The sequence below is a fragment of the Methylotuvimicrobium sp. KM2 genome (genome assembly GCF_038051925.1).
In the GTDB taxonomy this organism is placed as follows: domain Bacteria; phylum Pseudomonadota; class Gammaproteobacteria; order Methylococcales; family Methylomonadaceae; genus Methylotuvimicrobium.
This window is the reverse complement of sequence record NZ_CP150634.1, coordinates 4,900,118-4,918,030: the sequence shown is the minus strand read 5'-3', so window position 1 is coordinate 4,918,030 and position 17,913 is coordinate 4,900,118. Positions and strand designations below refer to the sequence as shown.

The window sequence follows — 17,913 nt, the reverse complement described above, 5'->3', positions numbered from 1 at the left end:
AGGTCAGAATTTGTAAAAGTTCGAACGATAAACTCCAAGAGTCTTAACCTAGCCAAACTTGCTGCGCGTTAACAAATTCGTGCATGCCATGCGGTCCCAGCTCGCGGCCGACTCCTGAGCGCTTGATGCCGCCGCTTGGTAATCTGGGGTCTGTTTTGACGATGCCGTTGACCGCGACTTGACCGGTTTCCAATTGCCGAGCCAGCGCCTCTCCACGCGATCGTTCGGTCCAGATGCTGGCGGCTAGGCCGTATTGACTGTCGTTGGCTATGCGAATCGCATCGTCCTGGTCTTTGGCTTTGATAACGACGGCGACCGGTCCGAAGGTTTCTTCTCGGGCGGCCGTCATGTCGTTCGTGACGCCGGTCAGTAAAGTTACCGGATAAAAATAACCCGGACCGTCGGGTACGTTTCCGCCGAGTCGACATTGCGCGCCGGCGGCAATCGTTTCTTGAACCTGGCGATGCAGGTTTTGCCGCAGGTCTTCTCGCGCCAAGGGGCCGATGTCGGTGCTTTCCTCATTCGGGTCGCCCAGTTTCAACTTGCTTAGACGTTCTTCAAGCCGTGTCACGAGTTCGTCATGAATGCCGGCTTCGACAATGATGCGCTTGGCGGCGATACAAGATTGGCCGGCATTGATGATGCGCGACAGCGTAATCACATCGGCGGCTTTGTCCAGATCGGCATCGGCCAGTACGATGCAGGGGTCGGAACCGCCCAATTCCAGAACGACCGGTTTGATTTCGGCGCCGGCGATAGCGGCTACAACACTGCCGGCTCTATCCGAACCGGTCAACGAGACGGCTTGTACGCGCGGATCGCGAATGACCGCTTCGACATCGGCGTTCGACAAGGGCAGATTTTGCAATAGTCCAATTGGCGCACCGGCTTGCTCAAAAATCCGAGCGATTGCTTCGGCGCAAGCCGGAACATGCGGGTCGTGCTTCATCAGACAGGTGTTACCGGACATCAGCGCCGGGGCGCAAAAGCGAAAAGCCAGCCAAAATGGTGCGTTCCAAGGCAAAATGCCCAGTACCACGCCCAAAGGCAGATATTGCACATAGCTAAGACTGGCGTCAGATGCCAATGTGTCCGAGGCAAGATAGCTCTCGGCATTTTCGGCGTAATGGTCGGCGCAGAGAGCCGCCTTCATCACTTCGGCGCGCGCTTCCTTGATCGGTTTGCCCATTTCCAGGGTCATCAGCGGCGCCAAGGATTCCACATTATCGCGAAGGCATTGAGCAATATTGAGCAGTACTTGCGCGCGTTGCGAAAAGGATTGTTTTTTCCAATCGGCATAGGCCATTTGCGCGCGATCGAGCGCCGCATCGCGATCGGCAGAGACGAGTTCCGGGCTTACACCCAGTGATTCGCCGGTGGTTGGATTAATAACTGGTATGCTCATCGGTTTTGTTCTCCGTTGAATAAGCTAAATTAAAAATATCATTATTCATCGTTCCCATTCCTTAGCAGGACGGGGTTTGCAACCCCGTCCTAAACGTTACCTACATAGATGTAGGTAAGGGGCGTGAGCAGGAGCGGAAGCTTTTCGATTTTGGCCGAAGTCAGCTGAAATGTTTAGGGCAAACCGAAACGTTTGGGACGGGTTAAATAACCCGTCCCGCAGAAGTGGTTGCGACTATTACTATCCCCCGCTCGGACACTTGGCTTCGACAAGCTGAAGCATCTTGCTAATCATGTAAATTAATGAATTCATCTTAAAAAATTCATTCACTATGAAGAAAAAGTCTATAAAAGTTAAAAATCTAATTCTTCATGTGATTTCATGCTCTTGAATAATTTCACAGTTTCTGGAGCGTGGGAGCCGTTGAGTAACTTTCTTTGCCTAAGCTCCGTATTCGGGCTTCACGACAAAATCCTGATCCAGTGTGAAAAAGGATTCGCAGCCATTTTCTGTCACGTAAAGCGTGTCCGATATGCCCATGGTTTTATCGCCTTCGACGCCCCACATCCACGGGATGATGTGAAACGTCATGCCTTCTTCCAGCACCGTCGAAATGCCTTGCTTTAGGCTGATTATGTAACCTTCGTCCCAGCTTGGCGGAAACGCGATGCCGATCGAATAGCCCGAACGCGTGATCAGCCTGCCGCCGATGTCGTTGTCGGTGATGATCGCGCGCACCAGATTGTCGGCGTCCGAGACCGTCAGGCCGGGACGCATGATTTCTTTCAGCCGTTGCAGCGCAAATTTCATTTTTTGCTGAGCCTTATAGAAGGTATCCGTCATATCGCCCAGAACGACGGTGCGCATCATCGCGGTATGGTAGCGCCTATAACAGCCGCCGACTTCTAGGAAGATGTGCTCGCCCGGTTGCACAACGCGTCCTTCCCAAGTGGCGTGGCCGATCATCGTGCGTGGGCCGCTGGTGACATAAGGCATTACTGCGGGAGTTTCGCCGCCCGCTCGAAACATGCCGGCACTGATCGCGGCTCCGATTTCGTTTTCGGTCGCCCCAGCCACGCAAGCCTCGAATCCGGCCTTCATACCGGCTTCGGTCGCATGGGCTGCCTTGCGCATGATTTCGATTTCCACAGGAGATTTCGTGATGCGTCCTTGTTCGACGATGCCGAAACAATCCAATAAACGCCCGTCGGTAAAGGTCGTGTGAATCGAGTCTTGATGATAGGCCGGAAAGAAGTAGCTGTTGCGTTCGTAACCGACATGTTTGCCATTCAAGCCGAATTCTCGAAGCGATTCCACGAGCATTTGAATCGCGTCGCCGGTATCGGGATATGGCCGCGTGATTTCCACCCACGTCCGCGCGTAAACATTGGATTCTTCGAGTTTTCGAGTGATCATGAACGGCTCGTTGTCGAGCGGGATGACCAGGGCCTGAAAAAACGAATAGCCGGTCGTTTGATAGTCGGTCAGATACATCAGGTTTTCCGGATCGCTGATTACGACCGCGTCGAGCAGCCGTTTTTGCATCCGCCCACGCAGTTCATCGATTCGGCGTTGGTATTCCGCGAACGGAAAAGTCATGTCGTCGCGTTCAATCATAAGGCCTCCAAAGCATCCGCTAAGACGCCCGAGAAAATCGTTAAACCTTCGAGCAGATCGGCTTCCGGAATCGTTAGCGGTGGAATCATTTTGATGACCTTGCCGCCCGTTCCGCAGGCGCTGAGTAGCAGTCCGCGTTCGAAGCAAAGATTGACGATGTTTTTCGCTAAGGCGCCGTCGGCGATGTCGAGTCCTTGCAGCATGCCTTTGCCGCGTACTTGAAACCGCCCTTGACCGAAGCGCTCCGCCAAGTCTTCGAGATGCTGTTGCATCTTAGCGCCTTTGAGCGTGACATCGTTCATCAATGCGTCATTGTCGAAATAGGACAGCGCGACTTTGCCCGCGATAAAGGAGAAGCCTTGGCCCCGGAAAGTTCCGGTATGTTCGCCGGGTTGCCAAAGTTGGTCGTGTTCCGGCTTGACCAAATTCATCGCCAGCGGTGTGCCGAAGCCGCCGATGCCTTTGGCTAACGTGATAATGTCCGGTTCCAAATCCATGCCGTCAAAACTGAAATATTGACCGGTGCGCCCGCAACCTGCCTGGATGTCGTCAAAAATCAATAGCGCGCCCAGATCATGCGCCAATTTTTGCACGGCGTGCAACCATTCTCGACTGGCCACATTGACACCGCCTTCGGCTTGAATCGGTTCGACTAAAAACGCCGCCGGCGGTTCCAAGCCGCTCGACGAATCGGAAAATTGCGCGCGTAATTGCTCAAGCGATTCCAGGCCGCAGCCTAATTGACAACCGATACAAGGCTTTTCGCAGCCGAAGGGTTCATGACGGACATATTCCAAGGGTACGCCTGCGGCATTGCGGAAATATTGGTTTGCCGTGCAGGCCAGCGAGCCCAGCGTCATGCCGTGAAAACCGTGATTGAACGCAATGATCGTACGGCGCCCGGTGACCTTGCGTGCTAATTTCAGCGCGGTTTCGACCGCATTAGTTCCGGTCGGTCCCATGAATTGCATTTTGTAATTCATGTTTCGCGGTTTAAGCACGGAATTGGCGAAGGCTTCGATAAAATCGCGTTTCGCCGTGGTGTAGGTGTCCAGACTGTGGGCTACGCCATCCGCCTCGATAAAATCGATCAAGGCTTTTTTCATCAACGGGTTGTTGTGGCCGAAATTGAGTACACCGGCGCCTGCGAAGAAGTCGATATAGGATTTTCCCGACTCATCCACTTGACGGGCATTGGAGGCCGATTTGAAAACGGTCGGATACACACGGCAGTAGCCGCGAATTTCGGATTCCCATTGTTCAAAGACTTTCATGAATACTCTCCTTACGGTTGACAGGGCAACAAGTCGCCCGATTAATGCTTATCCGGCAATATTGTTGCCGGATAACGCTTTTTTTTGTGTTAGGTCCGAGTGCGAAGCGAGTTATACCTTTCGCATTTCAAGTTTCGGCAGTGCCTTAGGAGGCGCCGGGGTGCTCGACAAAGGCTTTGCCAGCATGGAGCTGGCATAGAGCCTACATGGACGTATTCACGGCGTCCTTTGACGGGCACCCCGGCGCCGAATTTTGATCTCCGATGGGTATAATTTCTTCCGGCAAGGGTGCGCCGGCCAAACGGGCGTAAATGCGTGCGACGCGATCGATCAATTTGTCATTGAAATCGTATTCGGGGTTGTGGCAGGAGCGTTGATGTGTCGCTATGCCGTCATCGGAGCCGATTAACGCGAAAGCGCCCGGAATCGCGTTCAGGTAATAATGGAAATCCTCAGAGGCCATGATCGGAACAGGCGTATTTTGGCTTAGGCTACCCCCACCTAATTCCTGCATCAATGTCCGGCGATAAAAAGCTGCGGGTTCGGGGTGATTGATCGTCGCTCCATATCTTGGAAAGACGGTAACGTGGCAATCGACCTCATAAGCCGCGGCGGTGGCCGTTGAAATGTCCTGAATGCATTGCGTCAATCGGTCGCGTGTGAATTCGTGAGCAATGCGGAAGCTGCCGCCGATCAGAGCCTTGTCGGGAATCACGGTGGGCGAGCTGGAGGCTTCGATCGAGGTGACACTCAGTACGGCGGCTTCCTGAGGCGGAAGTCGACGCGATAGCGTCTGTTGCAGGGCCATGACGATAGCTGCTGCCGCAAGTACAGGGTCTCGACAGGCTTCCGGTTGGCTCGCATGACCGCCTTGTCCGTGTACTTCGATTTCGAAAGTTCCGTTACCCGCCATGACCGTGCCGTCGGGACAGACTGCCTGACCGAATGGAATCGCCGGCCAATTGTGCCATCCGAATATGACGTCGACACCTTCAAGTGCGCCGTCTTCGATCATGCGTTTGGCGCCATGACCGCCTTCTTCGGCCGGTTGAAACAACAGACTTACCGGGCCCGGCAAGCTGTCTTCGTGAGTTTTGAGCCAGTGTGCGGCCGCGATCAGCGTGGCCGTGTGGCCGTCATGGCCGCAGGCGTGCATGCAGCCTGCCATTTGCGAGGACCAAGCCACGCCGCTGTTTTCATGGATAGGAAGTGCGTCGATGTCGGCCCGCAATGCGATATGGCGGCCGCTTTTATTACGCGCCAATCGGGCCACAGTGCCGGTTTCGGCGCAGGCTCGCCAAGCGATGTCTAAACGGGAAAGTTCATTGCGAATTCGCTCAGCGGTTTTTTGCTCCTGCCAGCTTAGTTCGGGATTCCGATGCAGGGTATGGCGAAATGCCACTGCGTCTTGAATTAGCTGATCCCATTGTACGGCCATATTTCAATACTCCTGTTTGGGCTTCCGGATTGCTACGACGCTAGAGATTGCTATTACCTAAACAAGTAAACAGCAGACTCTCATCACAGGTCGGTTATAGGTACCCTGAATGGACTTATAGGTATACACCATACCCTTTTTGACTAATCAGAACAAAAAGAAAGGGTAAAAAGTGGGCTTTTGGAATATAAAATAAGGAAAAAAAGCAGGATTTTAAAATTTACAGCTTAATTCTAAAAAGAGCAGTTGAGTGATTCAAACTACCTTTCGCCCTGAGTTCTTCGGCTGCGCTCAGGAGAGCCTGGACGAAGTGTGAGTGCAGTTTCAGGCTTCAGCAAGCCGGCGAAAGTATTGTAGGCCTTCCCCGGCGCTTCGCACTTTCATTTACTGAGCCGAATTTTGATCTACGATGATGGGCATAATCGCTTTTATCAAGCTTTGGCGTAAGATATATCGGTAACTTTAATTATGACCCAGCGGATGCAGGCAGGTTTTTAAACATAGTTCGCGAATACAACGATGCGATGCTTGGTCCAGGCAATGAAAATCAGCCGCACAGAGTTGTCGGTTTGCTAGAAGTAACTGAATTTTCTCCGGATCGATCTCGATGCGTATCGGGCATGGTTTGTCATAGAAATCCGACTTTTCTTGCATTAGGTTAGTTGCCGCGAAAGAAGCTTTCTGGCGTCGGAAACGAATTGCCGACATTTTTGCAAACAACCAACGGCCTTGTGCTATTCGAGAATAAAATAATGCTAGCAATTGTTTGATTGCTAATTCAACAGATAGCGATAGTGGATTTAATTTTAAAACGTTCATATGCGGCTTTATGTGGTGGTTTTCGGGGAGCAATGAATTCTTTGTAATAATATTAATGAGAACGATTTCTATTTGCAAATAAATTATTTAACTCTGTTAATCCTGCTCAATAGTGCTTGTGGCATAGCCTATCAATAGCTAATTGATTCTTCGGGAAGATAGAGAGAAACCGTAATTTACTTCATGACATAGCTAAATGACTCTTGTTTGCATTTACAACTGTGATAAAGTTACTTTCGTCTTAACGTTATTCGGATTTAATTTATGTTTTTAACGCGCCGATTTCCCAAGGCTCTGGCCGGCGTTACCGTATTATTTTTGTCAGCCGGCGCTTATTCGGATCCTTTGAATCAAGCAATCGACACCGGTCTGGCGACCAATAAAGCAGCCGTCGATTCGCAAAAGACCATCGATCGGCTCAGCGATCAAACTCAAAAAATGCTAGAGGAATTCCGCACGGCAAGCCGTAATGCGGATACCTTGCAGACTTACAACAAACATCTGAAAGATTTGCTTGCTTCACAGCAACAGGAGAAAGCCTCTCTCGAACGGCAGCTCGATCAGATTGAGGACACGCAACGCGAAATCGTGCCGTTGATTCTGCGCATGCTCGACAGTCTCGAGCAATTCATCGCGTTGGATGTGCCGTTTTTGCCTGAAGAGCGTCAGGAGCGCTTGAGTCAGTTGAAGGATATGATCAATCGCGCCGACGTCACCCCGGCCGAAAAATTTCGCCGCATCATCGAAGCGTTTCAAGTTGAAAACGAATACGGCAATACCATCGAAGCCTATCGGGCCGATCTCGAATTGGGCGGATCTGTCAGTTCGGTCGATTTTTTACGCTTGGGCCGTGTCGCGTTGTATTTTCAACGTCTCGACGGTAGCGAAACCGGTTACTGGAATAAAGAGACGCAATCTTGGGAAACCTTACCTTCGAGCTATCGCAATGCGATACGTGACGGGCTAAGAATCGCCCGTAAGGAAGCTGCGCCCGATTTACTGACGTTACCGCTGCCGGCGCCGGAGGTAAGCCAATGAGAGTAATGACTTTACTACTGACCGGATTGTTATTGTCCGGCAATGCGATCGCCGACCGACTTTCGCTCGATCAATTGCTGAAGGAAATTCAAAAATCTCAGGGCATCGAAGGCAAAATCAATCGCGAACGCGAGGCTCGGTTCGTTGCCGATCATGCCAAACAGCAGGAATTGCTGCAGTCGGCTAAAAACGAATTGGCGGCTCAAGAACGTTTGAGCAAGCAATTAAAGGATCAAATGGAGGCGAACGAGCAAGAGCTCGATCGTTTGCAAACCGAGCTCGATAACCGTAGCGGTATCTTGCGCGAATTGACCGGCGTCGCGAACCAAGCTGCCGGCGATTTGAAAGTCGATCTAGAAAATTCGATCGTTTCAGCGCAGTTTCCGGAACGTTCCGGAAAATTGGCCGCGATGACGCAAAGCAAGGCATTGCCAACCTTGGAGGAGCTTGAATCGCTTTGGTTCTATCTGCTTCAGGAAATGGCCGAATCCGGCAAGGTCGTCAAATTTAATAGCGATATTTTGACGGCTTCGGGCGAGCCGCGCCAGGCCGAAGTTGTGCGCATCGGCACTTTCAATGCGATTGCCGACGGGCAGTATCTCCGCTATTTATCAGAAACCGGAAAATTGGCCGAATTGGCACGGCAACCGGGCGGCAATTATAACAGTCTTGCCGAAAAGTTTGCCTCGGCTTCGTCCGGAACCGCCGATTTGGGCGTCGATCCCACGCGCGGAGTGATTTTAAGCATGCTCATCCAAGCGCCCGATTCTATTGAACGAATTCAACAAGGCGGCGCGATCGGCTACATTATTTTGGCGTTGGGCAGCTTCGGTCTGATTTACGGACTGTATCGGTTTTTGATGTTGACGCAAACGCATAAACGGGTTAGCGAGCAAATCATCTCGAAAGACGTTTCCGAAGCCAATCCTCTAGGCCGCATCATTGTCGCGGTCGAACAAAATCAGACACAAAACACCGAAACGCTGGAATTGATTCTCGACGAAGCGATTACCCGCGAGGTGCCGGTCTTGGAAAAAGGCTTGTCGATGATCAAACTATTGGCCGCCGTCGCACCGCTTTTGGGACTGCTCGGCACCGTTACCGGTATGATCGCGACCTTCCAATCGATCAGTCTGTTTGGTACCGGCGATCCGAAATTGATGGCGAGCGGCATCTCGCAAGCCTTGGTTACGACGATGCTAGGCTTGTGCGCAGCCGTTCCTTTACTGTTTTTGCATAGTCTGTTGGCTTACCGTAGCCGTGCACTGATTCAAATTCTCGATGAACAAAGTGCCGGCATCATCAGTCGCCGGGCCGGGAAGTAATGAACGGGTTGTTCGCTATTTTCGATTCGGTCGGCCATTTTCTCGATAGCGGCGGCATCGTTTTGAAGGTTATTTTGTTCGTTTCTATCGGCTTGTGGTGCCTGATCGCCGAACGTTTGTTGTATTTTCGGTTTAATTATCCGAAGGATCGGCAAGTATGGCTGGAACAATGGGATAGCCGTGTCGATAAAAGTTCTTACGATGCGCATAACATTCGAAATTTTATTATTTCCGAAGCGAAGCTGACAATGGGTAAGTCGTTGACTATCATCAAAATGCTGATCGCTTTATGTCCGCTACTCGGACTATTAGGTACCGTGACCGGTATGATCCACGTATTCGATGTAATGGCCGTGACCGGAACCGGTAATGCCCGGGCGATGGCTTCCGGTATTTCGCTCGCGACGATTCCGACCATGTCGGGCATGGTGATTGCGATCGCCGGTCTTTATTTCAGTAAAACAATTGAAGAACGCGTCAGCGACGAAACCCATCATTTAGCCGATTTATTGAAATTCCAATAACGAGATTGTTTATTTATGCGACGTACTACCAGCCGCTCGACATCCGATCAAATTTCCGATATCGATATGACACCGATGCTCGACATCGTGTTCATCATGCTGATTTTTTTTATCGTAACGACGTCTTTCGTCAAAGAATCCGGTATCGATGTTAATCGACCCACCGCGCAAACGGCCGAAAAAAAAGAACAGGCCAATATTATCGTGTCGATCAAGTCTAACGGCGAGATATGGATCGATAAACGCGCGGTCGATGTCCGTGCGGTCAGGGCTAATGTCGCGCGCTTGCAGGCCGAAAATCCGCTCGGTTCGGTCATCATTGCCGCCGATCGCGATACCAAGACCCACGTTCTGGTTCAAGTTATGGATCAAATTCGATTGGCCGGTATCACCAATGCGGCGATTGCGACGGAAACGGAATCGAAGTGAAGCGTCTTGCGATTTCTTTATTGGCCGGGCTAGGCGTTACGCTGGCTTTGTTTTGGCTGATGCAAGCAATGGTGATGAATAGAGGGAGCGGTTTCAAGAAAACCGATAACTTGCAAATGGTCGAATTCGTTCGCTTGAAACGAGAGATCAAGCCTCCGGTTCAGGAAAAAAAGACCGTCAAACCGCCACCTCCTCCGGAAAAACGTCCGCCGCCCCCGCCGATGCAAACGCAGCATACACAACCGATGGCCGCCGCTCAACCGAATTTAGCGATTCCGAATTTGAGCGTGCAGTTACCGAGCGCTCGTTTCGGCGGTTCGGCTCTGGAAGGCTTGACAGCTGGCGCGGCAGCTTCGCCTGCCGCGCCTAGCGCAGTGGTCGGTACCGGCACGATCTCGACCGACGTTACGCCTTTGGTACGCATTCCGCCTCGTTATCCGATGCGTGCGGCGAGCCGGCGTATCGAAGGTTGGGTAAAGGTGGAATTCACAATTACGAAAACCGGTGAAGTCAGCGATGCTGTTGTGGTCGAATCGCACCCCAGCAATATTTTTAACCGCGAAGCGCTGGCCGCCGTTAAGCGCTGGAAATTCAAAGCGAAAGTGGTCGATGGCAAGGCCTACGAACAAAGGGCTCAACAAACCTTGGAGTTTAAACTGTCCAAATGAAGCGAACGCACTTATTTAGCTTACTGCTTGTTTCATTAATTAACGCCCCGGTTGCAGACGCGGCTGATTCCAAGCAAGCGACAATTTCTCCGGCGCTGTATCAAAAAATTCAGTCCACGGACCGGCTTATCGCCGATAAGGCATACGGCAAGGCCGAACAGCAATTATTGTCGATGGTCGACGAAGTCAAGGCCGGCGGCTTGGATCAAGCCGTAGTGATGCGGAGCCTGGCTTCGGTTTATGCGCTCAAGGAACAGTATGCAAAGGCTGCCCAATGGCTGGTAAAAGCCGTTGCATTAAATGCCCTGCCTGACAAACAACAGCAAGATGCGCTTTTGAATCTGGGGCAGCTGTATTTGGCTTCCGAGCAATATGCCAAGGCGATTGAGACTTTAAAACCATGGCTGGCAAAAAATCCGGTGCCGGATGCACAAACACATGTGTTGTTGGCGAATGCCTATACTCAGTTGAAACAATACCGCAATGCCTTGCCGCATATTTCCAAGGCCATTCAATTAACGGCCAAGCCTGAGGATTCATGGTATCAGCTGCAGCTCGCGTTGTATTATGAATTAAAAGACTATCAATCGGCGATACCGTTATTGCGCAAGCTGATGGCCGTTAATCCGGAAAAAAAAGACTATTGGACGCAGTTGGTTTCTGTATATCAGCAATTGAACCAGTTTACGCAAGCGGCCACGGTCATGCATCTGGCATACAAAAAAGGCCTATTGAATTCGGAAAAGGAGATTTTGGGTCTAGTTAATTTATTTCTATATGCTGGGCTGCCATATAAAGCCGGCTCAGTGTTGCGGTCCGAGCTTGATGCGAAAAAAGTTACGAGTACGGTAAAAAATTGGGAATTACTGGCTAACGCCTGGAAGCAGGCCAGGGAGCTGGAAAAAGCAATTCAAGCTTTCGAGATGGCCTCTAAACTCGATGACAAAGGCAGTCTTTATCAACAGCTCGGACAAATTTATTATGAACAAGAGAACTGGAAGGCGGCTATAGCCTCGATGAATAAGGCATTGGCGAAGGGAGGATTGAAACAGCCCGGCCAAGCTTATATGATTCTCGGGATGAGTTATTATGAAAACAATAACACCGAACAGGCCCGCCAATCTTTTGCCAAGGCGAAAAGTTTTCCGAACAATAGAAAAAATGCAGAGCAATGGCTCAGTTATCTAAGTAAAGCCAACGAGACTTCTTGAGCGGAAAAGCCACTCGCTAGCAGAGCTTAAATACTATGGGCTCTGCTACAAGGCGATTGGTTTAAACAACTTTGAGATTGGGGTCGTCGTACAATCGACGTTTTTTCCAGCCGGCAAATTGGCTATCGTCGAATTCTAGATCATTGTCTATCGCATATTCATAGCAACTACGGAATAAGCGGGCGGTGCGAAACGCGTGCAATTCATCGTCGGCAGTGACTGTTTCCACATTGCCGACCTGAAATGTTTTGTTTCTAGATTTACCGTCCTTGACCCAAAATACCGTATAGCATAAGTAACTCTTATCCTTGCGGTGGTCGTATTTGATTGTTCTGGAAACGCCGGTCAGTCCCGTAGTCGTTTTATTTTTCGGCGGCTTGAGAAAGCGTGTCTTGCTCCCTTTCAGAGCCACTAACATTTGATCGCGCCAAGCGATAGCGGCTTTCAGGGATTTATTTTTGTTTCCCCAAAGCTTATGAGAAAAATAACGACTGGTTTCCTTGCCTCGCCGAACGATTCGGACCTGATACCCGAATACATCGGGTTCTGTGATTTGTTTATGTTTTACCATAGCATTTAAACCTACTAACGGTTTTCACCATTTGTTGAACAGAGAATATTTGCCGCTAATACATCGAGGTTATTCCGCGTGAAGCAGAAAAATATTACAAATTTATGAAAGCCTACTAATGTAAGCCTATGCTTACAAATTATCCTCATTCCCAAAATAAAAGCAAGTTAAAAGTTAGGTAATTGTGACAATTCCCTAGTAATTTGATGTAGAATGCGGCTATGCCACCTCCTGGTGGTTGTCCTCAACTCATAACCTTCTATTTTTAAACACTTGGAGACATTCGATGAGCGTATTAGTAGGTAAACAAGCCCCCGACTTTACTGTTCCTGCCGTATTAGGCAATGGCGAAATAGTCGATGCTTTTAATTTTTCCGAAGCGACAAAAGGAAAATATGCGGTAGTCTTCTTTTATCCGCTGGACTTTACCTTTGTTTGCCCTAGCGAATTGATCGCTCTCGATCATCGCATTGACGAGTTCAAAAGCCGTGGCGTCGAAGTGATTGCCGTTTCGATCGATTCTCACTTTACACATAATGCATGGCGTAATACACCGGTCAACAAAGGCGGTATCGGTCCGGTCCGTTATACAATGGCGGCTGATATTTCACACGGTATCTGTAAAGATTACGATGTCGAAGCTGCAGCACCGGCCGTTGCTTATCGCGGAACTTTCTTGATCGACAAGGACGGCGTGGTTCGTCATCAAGTCGTTAACGATCTGCCTCTGGGCCGTAACATGGATGAATTGATTCGTATGATCGACGCCCTGCAATTCTTTGAGGAAAATGGCGAAGTCTGCCCAGCGGGCTGGAACAAAGGCGACTCAGGTATGAATGCAAGCCCTGAAGGCGTTGCGGATTATCTGGAGAAAAATGCCGACAAGCTCTAATCGAATGATTCGATAGGCTTAAAAAGGCGTATTGTCGTTTGGCAATGCGCCTTTTTTTATTTTAATAATCCGTAATTTACTGATTGTCTTGTTTCGATTCGGCCGCATCGACCAGATATTTCTTTCGAATGAAAAGTGTGGCAAGTATCGCAAGTAATGCAGGTGTTAAAATGATCACGAACTTCAAAATACCCGAATTTCCTGCAAGCGTATCCAAATGTAAACTTTTAATCGTTAATTTGGCGATCCACCAAGTCAACCAGTAACCGACCAAGCCGGTTATCGCCCAGTTCATCGGGTTTTCACCCAGTTTTTTCGCAGTATGGTAAAACCATACCAGCATAACGATTCCGGCAATTTGAGCAAACAACATTGAGTTACCCTCCCTATTCTTTTTTATTTAGTCGTGTGCCTTAATGAAAGCACTTTTAAATACTTCACGAGGTCACGGCGTATTTTTTAATCATGTAATCGATCCACCACGATCTGATTTCGTTAACCCATTTGGGGCAGAAGCTTCCGGCGGCCTTGTGCAATATTTCGATTGATTTAAGCCGCATTAACGCTTAACGTAATGAATGAGCAATACATAATAATTCAAATTGAATCGCTAATCACATCTTTATTCACGAAGGAGACTGGCTGTGTTAAAAACCCTGAAAATAGTTTTATCGGTTTTTGCGGCTATTATTTTGCTCATTGTGATAGCAGCAGTAGCTTTGCCGTTATTGTTCAGTCCTAATGATTTCAAGCCGCAAATTGCTTCGGCGGTTAAAGACAAAACCGGCCGCGATTTGACTATCGGGGGCGATATCGAATTATCGATCTTTCCATGGATTGGCGTTACTGCCGAAAAACTGTCTTTAAGCAATGCCGAGGGCTTTCAAGAAATTCCGTTCGCTGAAATCGAAAACGCGCAAATCAGAGCCAAATTACTGCCCTTATTTTCGAAAAAGTTTGAAGTGGATCGCGTCGTCTTGAAAGGTTTGATGCTAAATCTAGAAAAAAACGATGCTGGCGTAAACAATTGGGATGACTTAAAGCGAACAAAACCCGAGGCGCATACAGCGGCAACATCGACCGAGTGGGAAGATGCCGATATTGTCGACACAGATAAAGACGCCGAAGAGTTTAAGGCGGTGGCCGGCCTAGCGGTTGCCGGTGTTTCGCTTGAAAACGCTCGGTTGAATTGGCACGACAGGCAAAACGATAAGCACTTTTTAATCAAGGAATTAAATCTTGTTTCGGGCGACCTGGCTTTTGGCAAGCCAATAGATTTTAAACTTAGATTTATATTGGATCAGCCTGAACAAGAAAGAACCAGTCATTACCAATTGTCCTCTGCCGTGTCGATTAACGAAAATTTTGATCATTTTCAAGTGACCCGATTCGATTTATCTACCGAGATTAGAGGAAAAGACATTCCAGTCGGCTTCCAGTCGGCAAAGATGGGGGCTTTAGCCGATCTGAATTTAAATGCACAAACGCTGGAATTGACCAAGCTCGATGTCGAATCCGGACAATTACATGCGACCGCAACGCTAACCGGCACGAATATCGTCGACGCGCCCGTTTTCGAGGGCCCGGTGAGTATTGCCCGTTTTAATCCATCGGCATGGTTAAAGCAGGCCGGCATCGACCCTCCTGTTATGAGGGATACACAAGCATTGACGTCATTTGGCGCGGATTTCAGATTACAGGTTACTTCCGAGTCGGCGGACTTACAAAGCATTAGCATTCAACTCGACAATAGCGCGATTAAAGGTAACGTTCGCGTCGATAATTTCGACGATCCGGCAATTTCATTCGACTTAAACGTCGATACCTTGAATGCCGATCGTTATTTAGCGCCTGAAGAAGAATCGGATAAGACGGCGCAACCGATTGCAGGACCGGCGGCCGCCGCCGCTGCGGGCGCTTCGATGATTCCGGTTGAAACCCTGAGAGGTTTGAATATTAACGGTTTGTTATCGATCGGTCGGCTTACGATAAGCAATCTATTGCTGCACGGAGTCGATCTCAAACTGATTGCCAAAGACGGTATTGTCAATACCGAACAAGGCGTAAAAACATTGTATCGGGGCTCTTATGAAGGTGCGATGAACCTAGATGTGACCGGCGAGTTGCCGCAATGGAGGCTCAACGAAAAATTCAACGGGATACAAATCGAACCCTTATTGAACGATTATGCCGGCAGTGCGAAAATTGCCGGCGCATTAACCGCATCGACTAAATTACAAGCAAGCGGCAATGATAGCAAGGCGCTCAAATCTTCGTTAAACGGCCAAGTTGATTTTTTTTTCAAGGACAGCATTATTCGCGGTTTTAATCTGCAACAAATGATCGACGATGCTAAATCGTTGTTAAAAGGGACGCCGGTTCTCCGGGACAACCCGAAGGATCAAACCGCTTTTTCCGAAATCAAGGGTAGCGCGCGAATTGTCAATGGGCTTATTAACAATAACGATCTTATTGCTACGGCTTCCAAGATCGAAGCCACCGGGAAAGGTACCGCTGATTTGAAATCCGAACGGGTCGATTATCAGGTCAATGCGAAACTGGTACGGAGCAAAGCGGCTGAAAGTACGCTCGACAAAATCAAGGAATTGCCAATCGTCATTAACATCACCGGTAATTTCAAAGATCCGCAATATAAACTCGATATTGCATCCATCCTCAAAGACCAGCAACTTGAAGAGCTCGAGCGCAAAAAAGACAAGTTACTGGACAAACTCGACAAAAAAGTCGGTCCCGGCGTCTCTGATATATTGAAAAAGTTTTTTTGACGGCGTGTAGGGCAATGCCGAAGATTGAGCCGTGAAAGGTATACCTTTCACACTTCAAATTTCGGCAGTGCCGGAGGAGGCCTCGGGGTGCTCGGTAAAGGCTTTGCCAGCATGGAGCTGGCATAGAGCCTACATGGACGTATTCACGGCGTCCTTTGACGGGCACCCCGAGGCCGAATTTTGATCTACGATGATGATATGGACTCCTCTCACTCTGTTGGTGTCAAATAGCACCTTAGTAAAAAACAAAACAAGAGGAGTCCGAGATGAATACTAGCGTAATTGGTTTAGATATCGCAAAGAACATTTTTCATCTGTATACGTTGAATGCGGATAATAAAGTCATCAAGAAAAAACTCAAACGGGCGCAAGTCTTGACCTTCTTCGCCAATTATCCGGTCAGCACGATTGGTATCGAGGCGTGCGGCAGTAGCCATTATTGGGCTAGAGAATTAACTAAACTGGGCCATGAAGTGATGTTATTGAACGCGAAGTTTGTCAAGAGCTTCGTGGTCGGCAACAAGAATGATTTTAACGATGCCCAAGCGATTTTTGATGCGGTCGGCCGGCCCAATAAGCGGGTGGTGTCGATCAAAACCGAAGTACAGCAAGATATGCAACTGCTTCATAATCTACGCCAGGATCTGGTCAAACGACGAACTGCTGTAGTGAATCAGATTCGTGGAGCCTTGCTGGAGCGCGGCATTGCCATTCACAAAGGGGTCGATCAAGTCAGAAAACAATGGCCTGATATTTTAGAAGATGCCGAGAACGGACTGACGGCGCTGTGTCGAGAGCTGATTGCTGAGCAAGCCGAACGGTTAAGAGAATTGGATAAGGCGATTAAGGAGCAGGACAAACGGCTTGGCCGGCTCAGTCAAGCCGATGCATTAAGCCGACGTATGCTGGATGTTCCCGGGGTGGGTCCGATCACCGCCACGATTGTGGCATCTGATATCGGGGACGGCAAAGGCTATGCCAGTAGCCGAGATTATGCAGCGAGTCTGGGCCTGGTTCCCGGGCAGCATAGCAGCGGCGATAAACCCCGCTATCTGGGGATCAGTAAGCGGGGTAATCGTTATATCCGAACCAACTTAATTCATGGTGCCCGAGCGGTGGTCAGAAATTGCGCTGGCAAAACCGACCAACTCAGCCGGTGGCTGCAGGCGCTGGTCGAGCGGCGCGGCTTTAACAAGGCTGCGGTTGCCCTAGCCAACAAAAACGCCCGGATACTGTGGGCGATGACCATGAAAAACGAAGCTTATCAAGGGGCGCCTGCCTAACGCGGGCATTGGGCCGGGTTATCCACCCTTTGCCCACCGGCTCCCAGCTAGAGAAGAGAGCTCGGAGCCCGTGGACAAAGCGTGGATAACCCTGATGAGTGAGATTGATTTAACCGAGTACACAAGATTGCGGAGGCAAGTAGATAATCAGTGATGACAACAACAGGTCAGACCGGTGCTTTTACAACCCGTTATACCCATAGGTTCTTAAGAAACCGTTACGATGGTTGAGGAATAAGCGCGCGGATAGATTCATCAGGAGTCCTGAGGCAATAAAGCCTCTGTTGAGAGACCGAATATATGGCAGCAATCTTGATCTCTGTTTTGACATCATTTTTTGAAAACTTGGCTTGCAATAAACGAGGAGTCCATATATGAGTATATAATGCGTTAAATCCATAATCATTAGGGTCATTGAGCCCGACCATTGCTAAAGGAGGCAGTCAAAATGTCCGAATATAGAAAATACCACTGTATGGAATGCGAGCACATTTACGACGAAGCAAAAGGCGATCCGGACAGCGGCATCGCGCCCGGTACCCGCTGGGAAGATATTCCCGACGATTGGGTCTGCCCTATTTGCGGGGCACCGAAAAGTTTTTTCAAGTTGTTGGTTCTGCCTTAAATAACGCA

18 protein-coding genes are annotated in these 17,913 nt (G+C 49.4%); 11 read left to right on the top strand and 7 right to left on the bottom strand.

Annotated features, from left to right (window positions below; translation table 11 throughout):
• Positions 1 to 43 precede the first annotated feature (43 nt).
• The 3 genes from WJM45_RS20730 to WJM45_RS20720 form a co-directional block, all read right to left on the bottom strand.
• A complete protein-coding gene (locus WJM45_RS20730) occupies positions 44 to 1,405 on the bottom strand; it encodes an NAD-dependent succinate-semialdehyde dehydrogenase (RefSeq protein WP_341326903.1) in 1,362 nt (453 codons plus the stop codon).
• Between the two features lie 441 nt (positions 1,406 to 1,846).
• Positions 1,847 to 3,022: an ectoine hydrolase gene (gene doeA / locus WJM45_RS20725; RefSeq protein ID WP_341326902.1), complete on the bottom strand. Its 1,176-nt coding sequence runs from the start codon at positions 3,020 to 3,022 to the stop codon at positions 1,847 to 1,849.
• Positions 3,019 to 4,296 (bottom strand): aspartate aminotransferase family protein, encoded by a 1,278-nt coding sequence (locus WJM45_RS20720; protein WP_341326901.1) that lies wholly within the window; start codon positions 4,294 to 4,296, stop codon positions 3,019 to 3,021. Before WJM45_RS20720 ends, doeA begins: the two co-directional genes overlap by 4 nt.
• On the opposite strand from WJM45_RS20720, the gene WJM45_RS20715 reads away from it, so the two are divergent.
• A complete protein-coding gene (locus WJM45_RS20715) occupies positions 4,295 to 4,495 on the top strand; it encodes a hypothetical protein (RefSeq protein ID WP_341326900.1) in 201 nt (66 codons plus the stop codon). The genes WJM45_RS20720 and WJM45_RS20715 overlap by 2 nt on opposite strands.
• 3 nt (positions 4,496 to 4,498) lie before the next feature.
• Here WJM45_RS20715 and doeB2 read toward each other — a convergent pair whose 3' ends face one another.
• Both doeB2 and WJM45_RS20705 read right to left on the bottom strand, forming a co-directional pair.
• A complete protein-coding gene (gene doeB2, locus WJM45_RS20710) occupies positions 4,499 to 5,734 on the bottom strand; it encodes a N(2)-acetyl-L-2,4-diaminobutanoate deacetylase DoeB2 (protein WP_341326899.1) in 1,236 nt (411 codons plus the stop codon).
• A gap of 462 nt (positions 5,735 to 6,196) precedes the next feature.
• Positions 6,197 to 6,631, bottom strand: a complete 435-nt coding sequence (locus WJM45_RS20705) for a hypothetical protein (RefSeq protein WP_341326898.1) — start codon at positions 6,629 to 6,631, stop codon at positions 6,197 to 6,199.
• A 186-nt stretch (positions 6,632 to 6,817) separates the two neighbouring features.
• Here WJM45_RS20705 and WJM45_RS20700 point away from each other — a divergent pair, with 186 nt between their 5' ends.
• The 6 genes from WJM45_RS20700 to WJM45_RS20675 are packed head-to-tail and all read left to right on the top strand — an operon-like array spanning position 6,818 to position 11,748.
• The gene (locus tag WJM45_RS20700) at positions 6,818 to 7,591 is read left to right on the top strand and encodes a DUF3450 domain-containing protein (RefSeq protein ID WP_341326897.1); all 774 of its coding nucleotides are present in this window, start codon (positions 6,818 to 6,820) and stop codon (positions 7,589 to 7,591) included.
• Positions 7,588 to 8,916 carry a DUF3450 family protein gene (locus WJM45_RS20695; protein WP_341326896.1) on the top strand — a complete coding sequence of 443 codons (1,329 nt, stop codon included), beginning with the start codon at positions 7,588 to 7,590 and terminating at the stop codon, positions 8,914 to 8,916. The genes WJM45_RS20700 and WJM45_RS20695 overlap by 4 nt, the downstream gene beginning before the upstream one ends.
• A complete protein-coding gene (locus WJM45_RS20690; protein WP_341326895.1) occupies positions 8,916 to 9,440 on the top strand; it encodes a MotA/TolQ/ExbB proton channel family protein in 525 nt (174 codons plus the stop codon). The genes WJM45_RS20695 and WJM45_RS20690 overlap by 1 nt, the downstream gene beginning before the upstream one ends.
• Positions 9,441 to 9,455: 15 nt before the next feature.
• A complete protein-coding gene (locus tag WJM45_RS20685; RefSeq protein ID WP_341326894.1) occupies positions 9,456 to 9,869 on the top strand; it encodes a biopolymer transporter ExbD in 414 nt (137 codons plus the stop codon).
• A complete protein-coding gene (locus WJM45_RS20680) occupies positions 9,866 to 10,537 on the top strand; it encodes an energy transducer TonB (RefSeq protein ID WP_341326893.1) in 672 nt (223 codons plus the stop codon). The genes WJM45_RS20685 and WJM45_RS20680 overlap by 4 nt, the downstream gene beginning before the upstream one ends.
• Positions 10,534 to 11,748, top strand: coding sequence for a tetratricopeptide repeat protein (locus tag WJM45_RS20675; protein WP_341326892.1), 1,215 nt, complete (start codon positions 10,534 to 10,536; stop codon positions 11,746 to 11,748). Before WJM45_RS20680 ends, WJM45_RS20675 begins: the two co-directional genes overlap by 4 nt.
• A gap of 61 nt (positions 11,749 to 11,809) precedes the next feature.
• Here the strand turns inward: WJM45_RS20675 and WJM45_RS20670 are convergent, their stop codons facing one another.
• The gene (locus WJM45_RS20670) at positions 11,810 to 12,319 is read right to left on the bottom strand and encodes a hypothetical protein (protein ID WP_341326891.1); all 510 of its coding nucleotides are present in this window, start codon (positions 12,317 to 12,319) and stop codon (positions 11,810 to 11,812) included.
• Between the two features lie 286 nt (positions 12,320 to 12,605).
• On the opposite strand from WJM45_RS20670, the gene WJM45_RS20665 reads away from it, so the two are divergent.
• Positions 12,606 to 13,211: a peroxiredoxin C gene (locus WJM45_RS20665; protein ID WP_014150373.1), complete on the top strand. Its 606-nt coding sequence runs from the start codon at positions 12,606 to 12,608 to the stop codon at positions 13,209 to 13,211.
• 76 nt (positions 13,212 to 13,287) lie between these two features.
• Here the strand turns inward: WJM45_RS20665 and WJM45_RS20660 are convergent, their stop codons facing one another.
• The gene (locus WJM45_RS20660; RefSeq protein WP_341326890.1) at positions 13,288 to 13,584 is read right to left on the bottom strand and encodes a hypothetical protein; all 297 of its coding nucleotides are present in this window, start codon (positions 13,582 to 13,584) and stop codon (positions 13,288 to 13,290) included.
• Between the two features lie 271 nt (positions 13,585 to 13,855).
• On the opposite strand from WJM45_RS20660, the gene WJM45_RS20655 reads away from it, so the two are divergent.
• The 3 genes from WJM45_RS20655 to WJM45_RS20645 all read left to right on the top strand — a co-directional run bounded on the left by WJM45_RS20655 (position 13,856) and on the right by WJM45_RS20645 (position 17,905).
• Positions 13,856 to 15,997 (top strand): AsmA family protein, encoded by a 2,142-nt coding sequence (locus tag WJM45_RS20655; RefSeq protein ID WP_341326889.1) that lies wholly within the window; start codon positions 13,856 to 13,858, stop codon positions 15,995 to 15,997.
• Between the two features lie 266 nt (positions 15,998 to 16,263).
• Positions 16,264 to 17,280 carry an IS110 family transposase gene (locus tag WJM45_RS20650; protein WP_341326888.1) on the top strand — a complete coding sequence of 339 codons (1,017 nt, stop codon included), beginning with the start codon at positions 16,264 to 16,266 and terminating at the stop codon, positions 17,278 to 17,280.
• Between the two features lie 448 nt (positions 17,281 to 17,728).
• Positions 17,729 to 17,905 carry a rubredoxin gene (locus tag WJM45_RS20645; RefSeq protein WP_141901361.1) on the top strand — a complete coding sequence of 59 codons (177 nt, stop codon included), beginning with the start codon at positions 17,729 to 17,731 and terminating at the stop codon, positions 17,903 to 17,905.
• Positions 17,906 to 17,913: the final 8 nt, after the last annotated feature.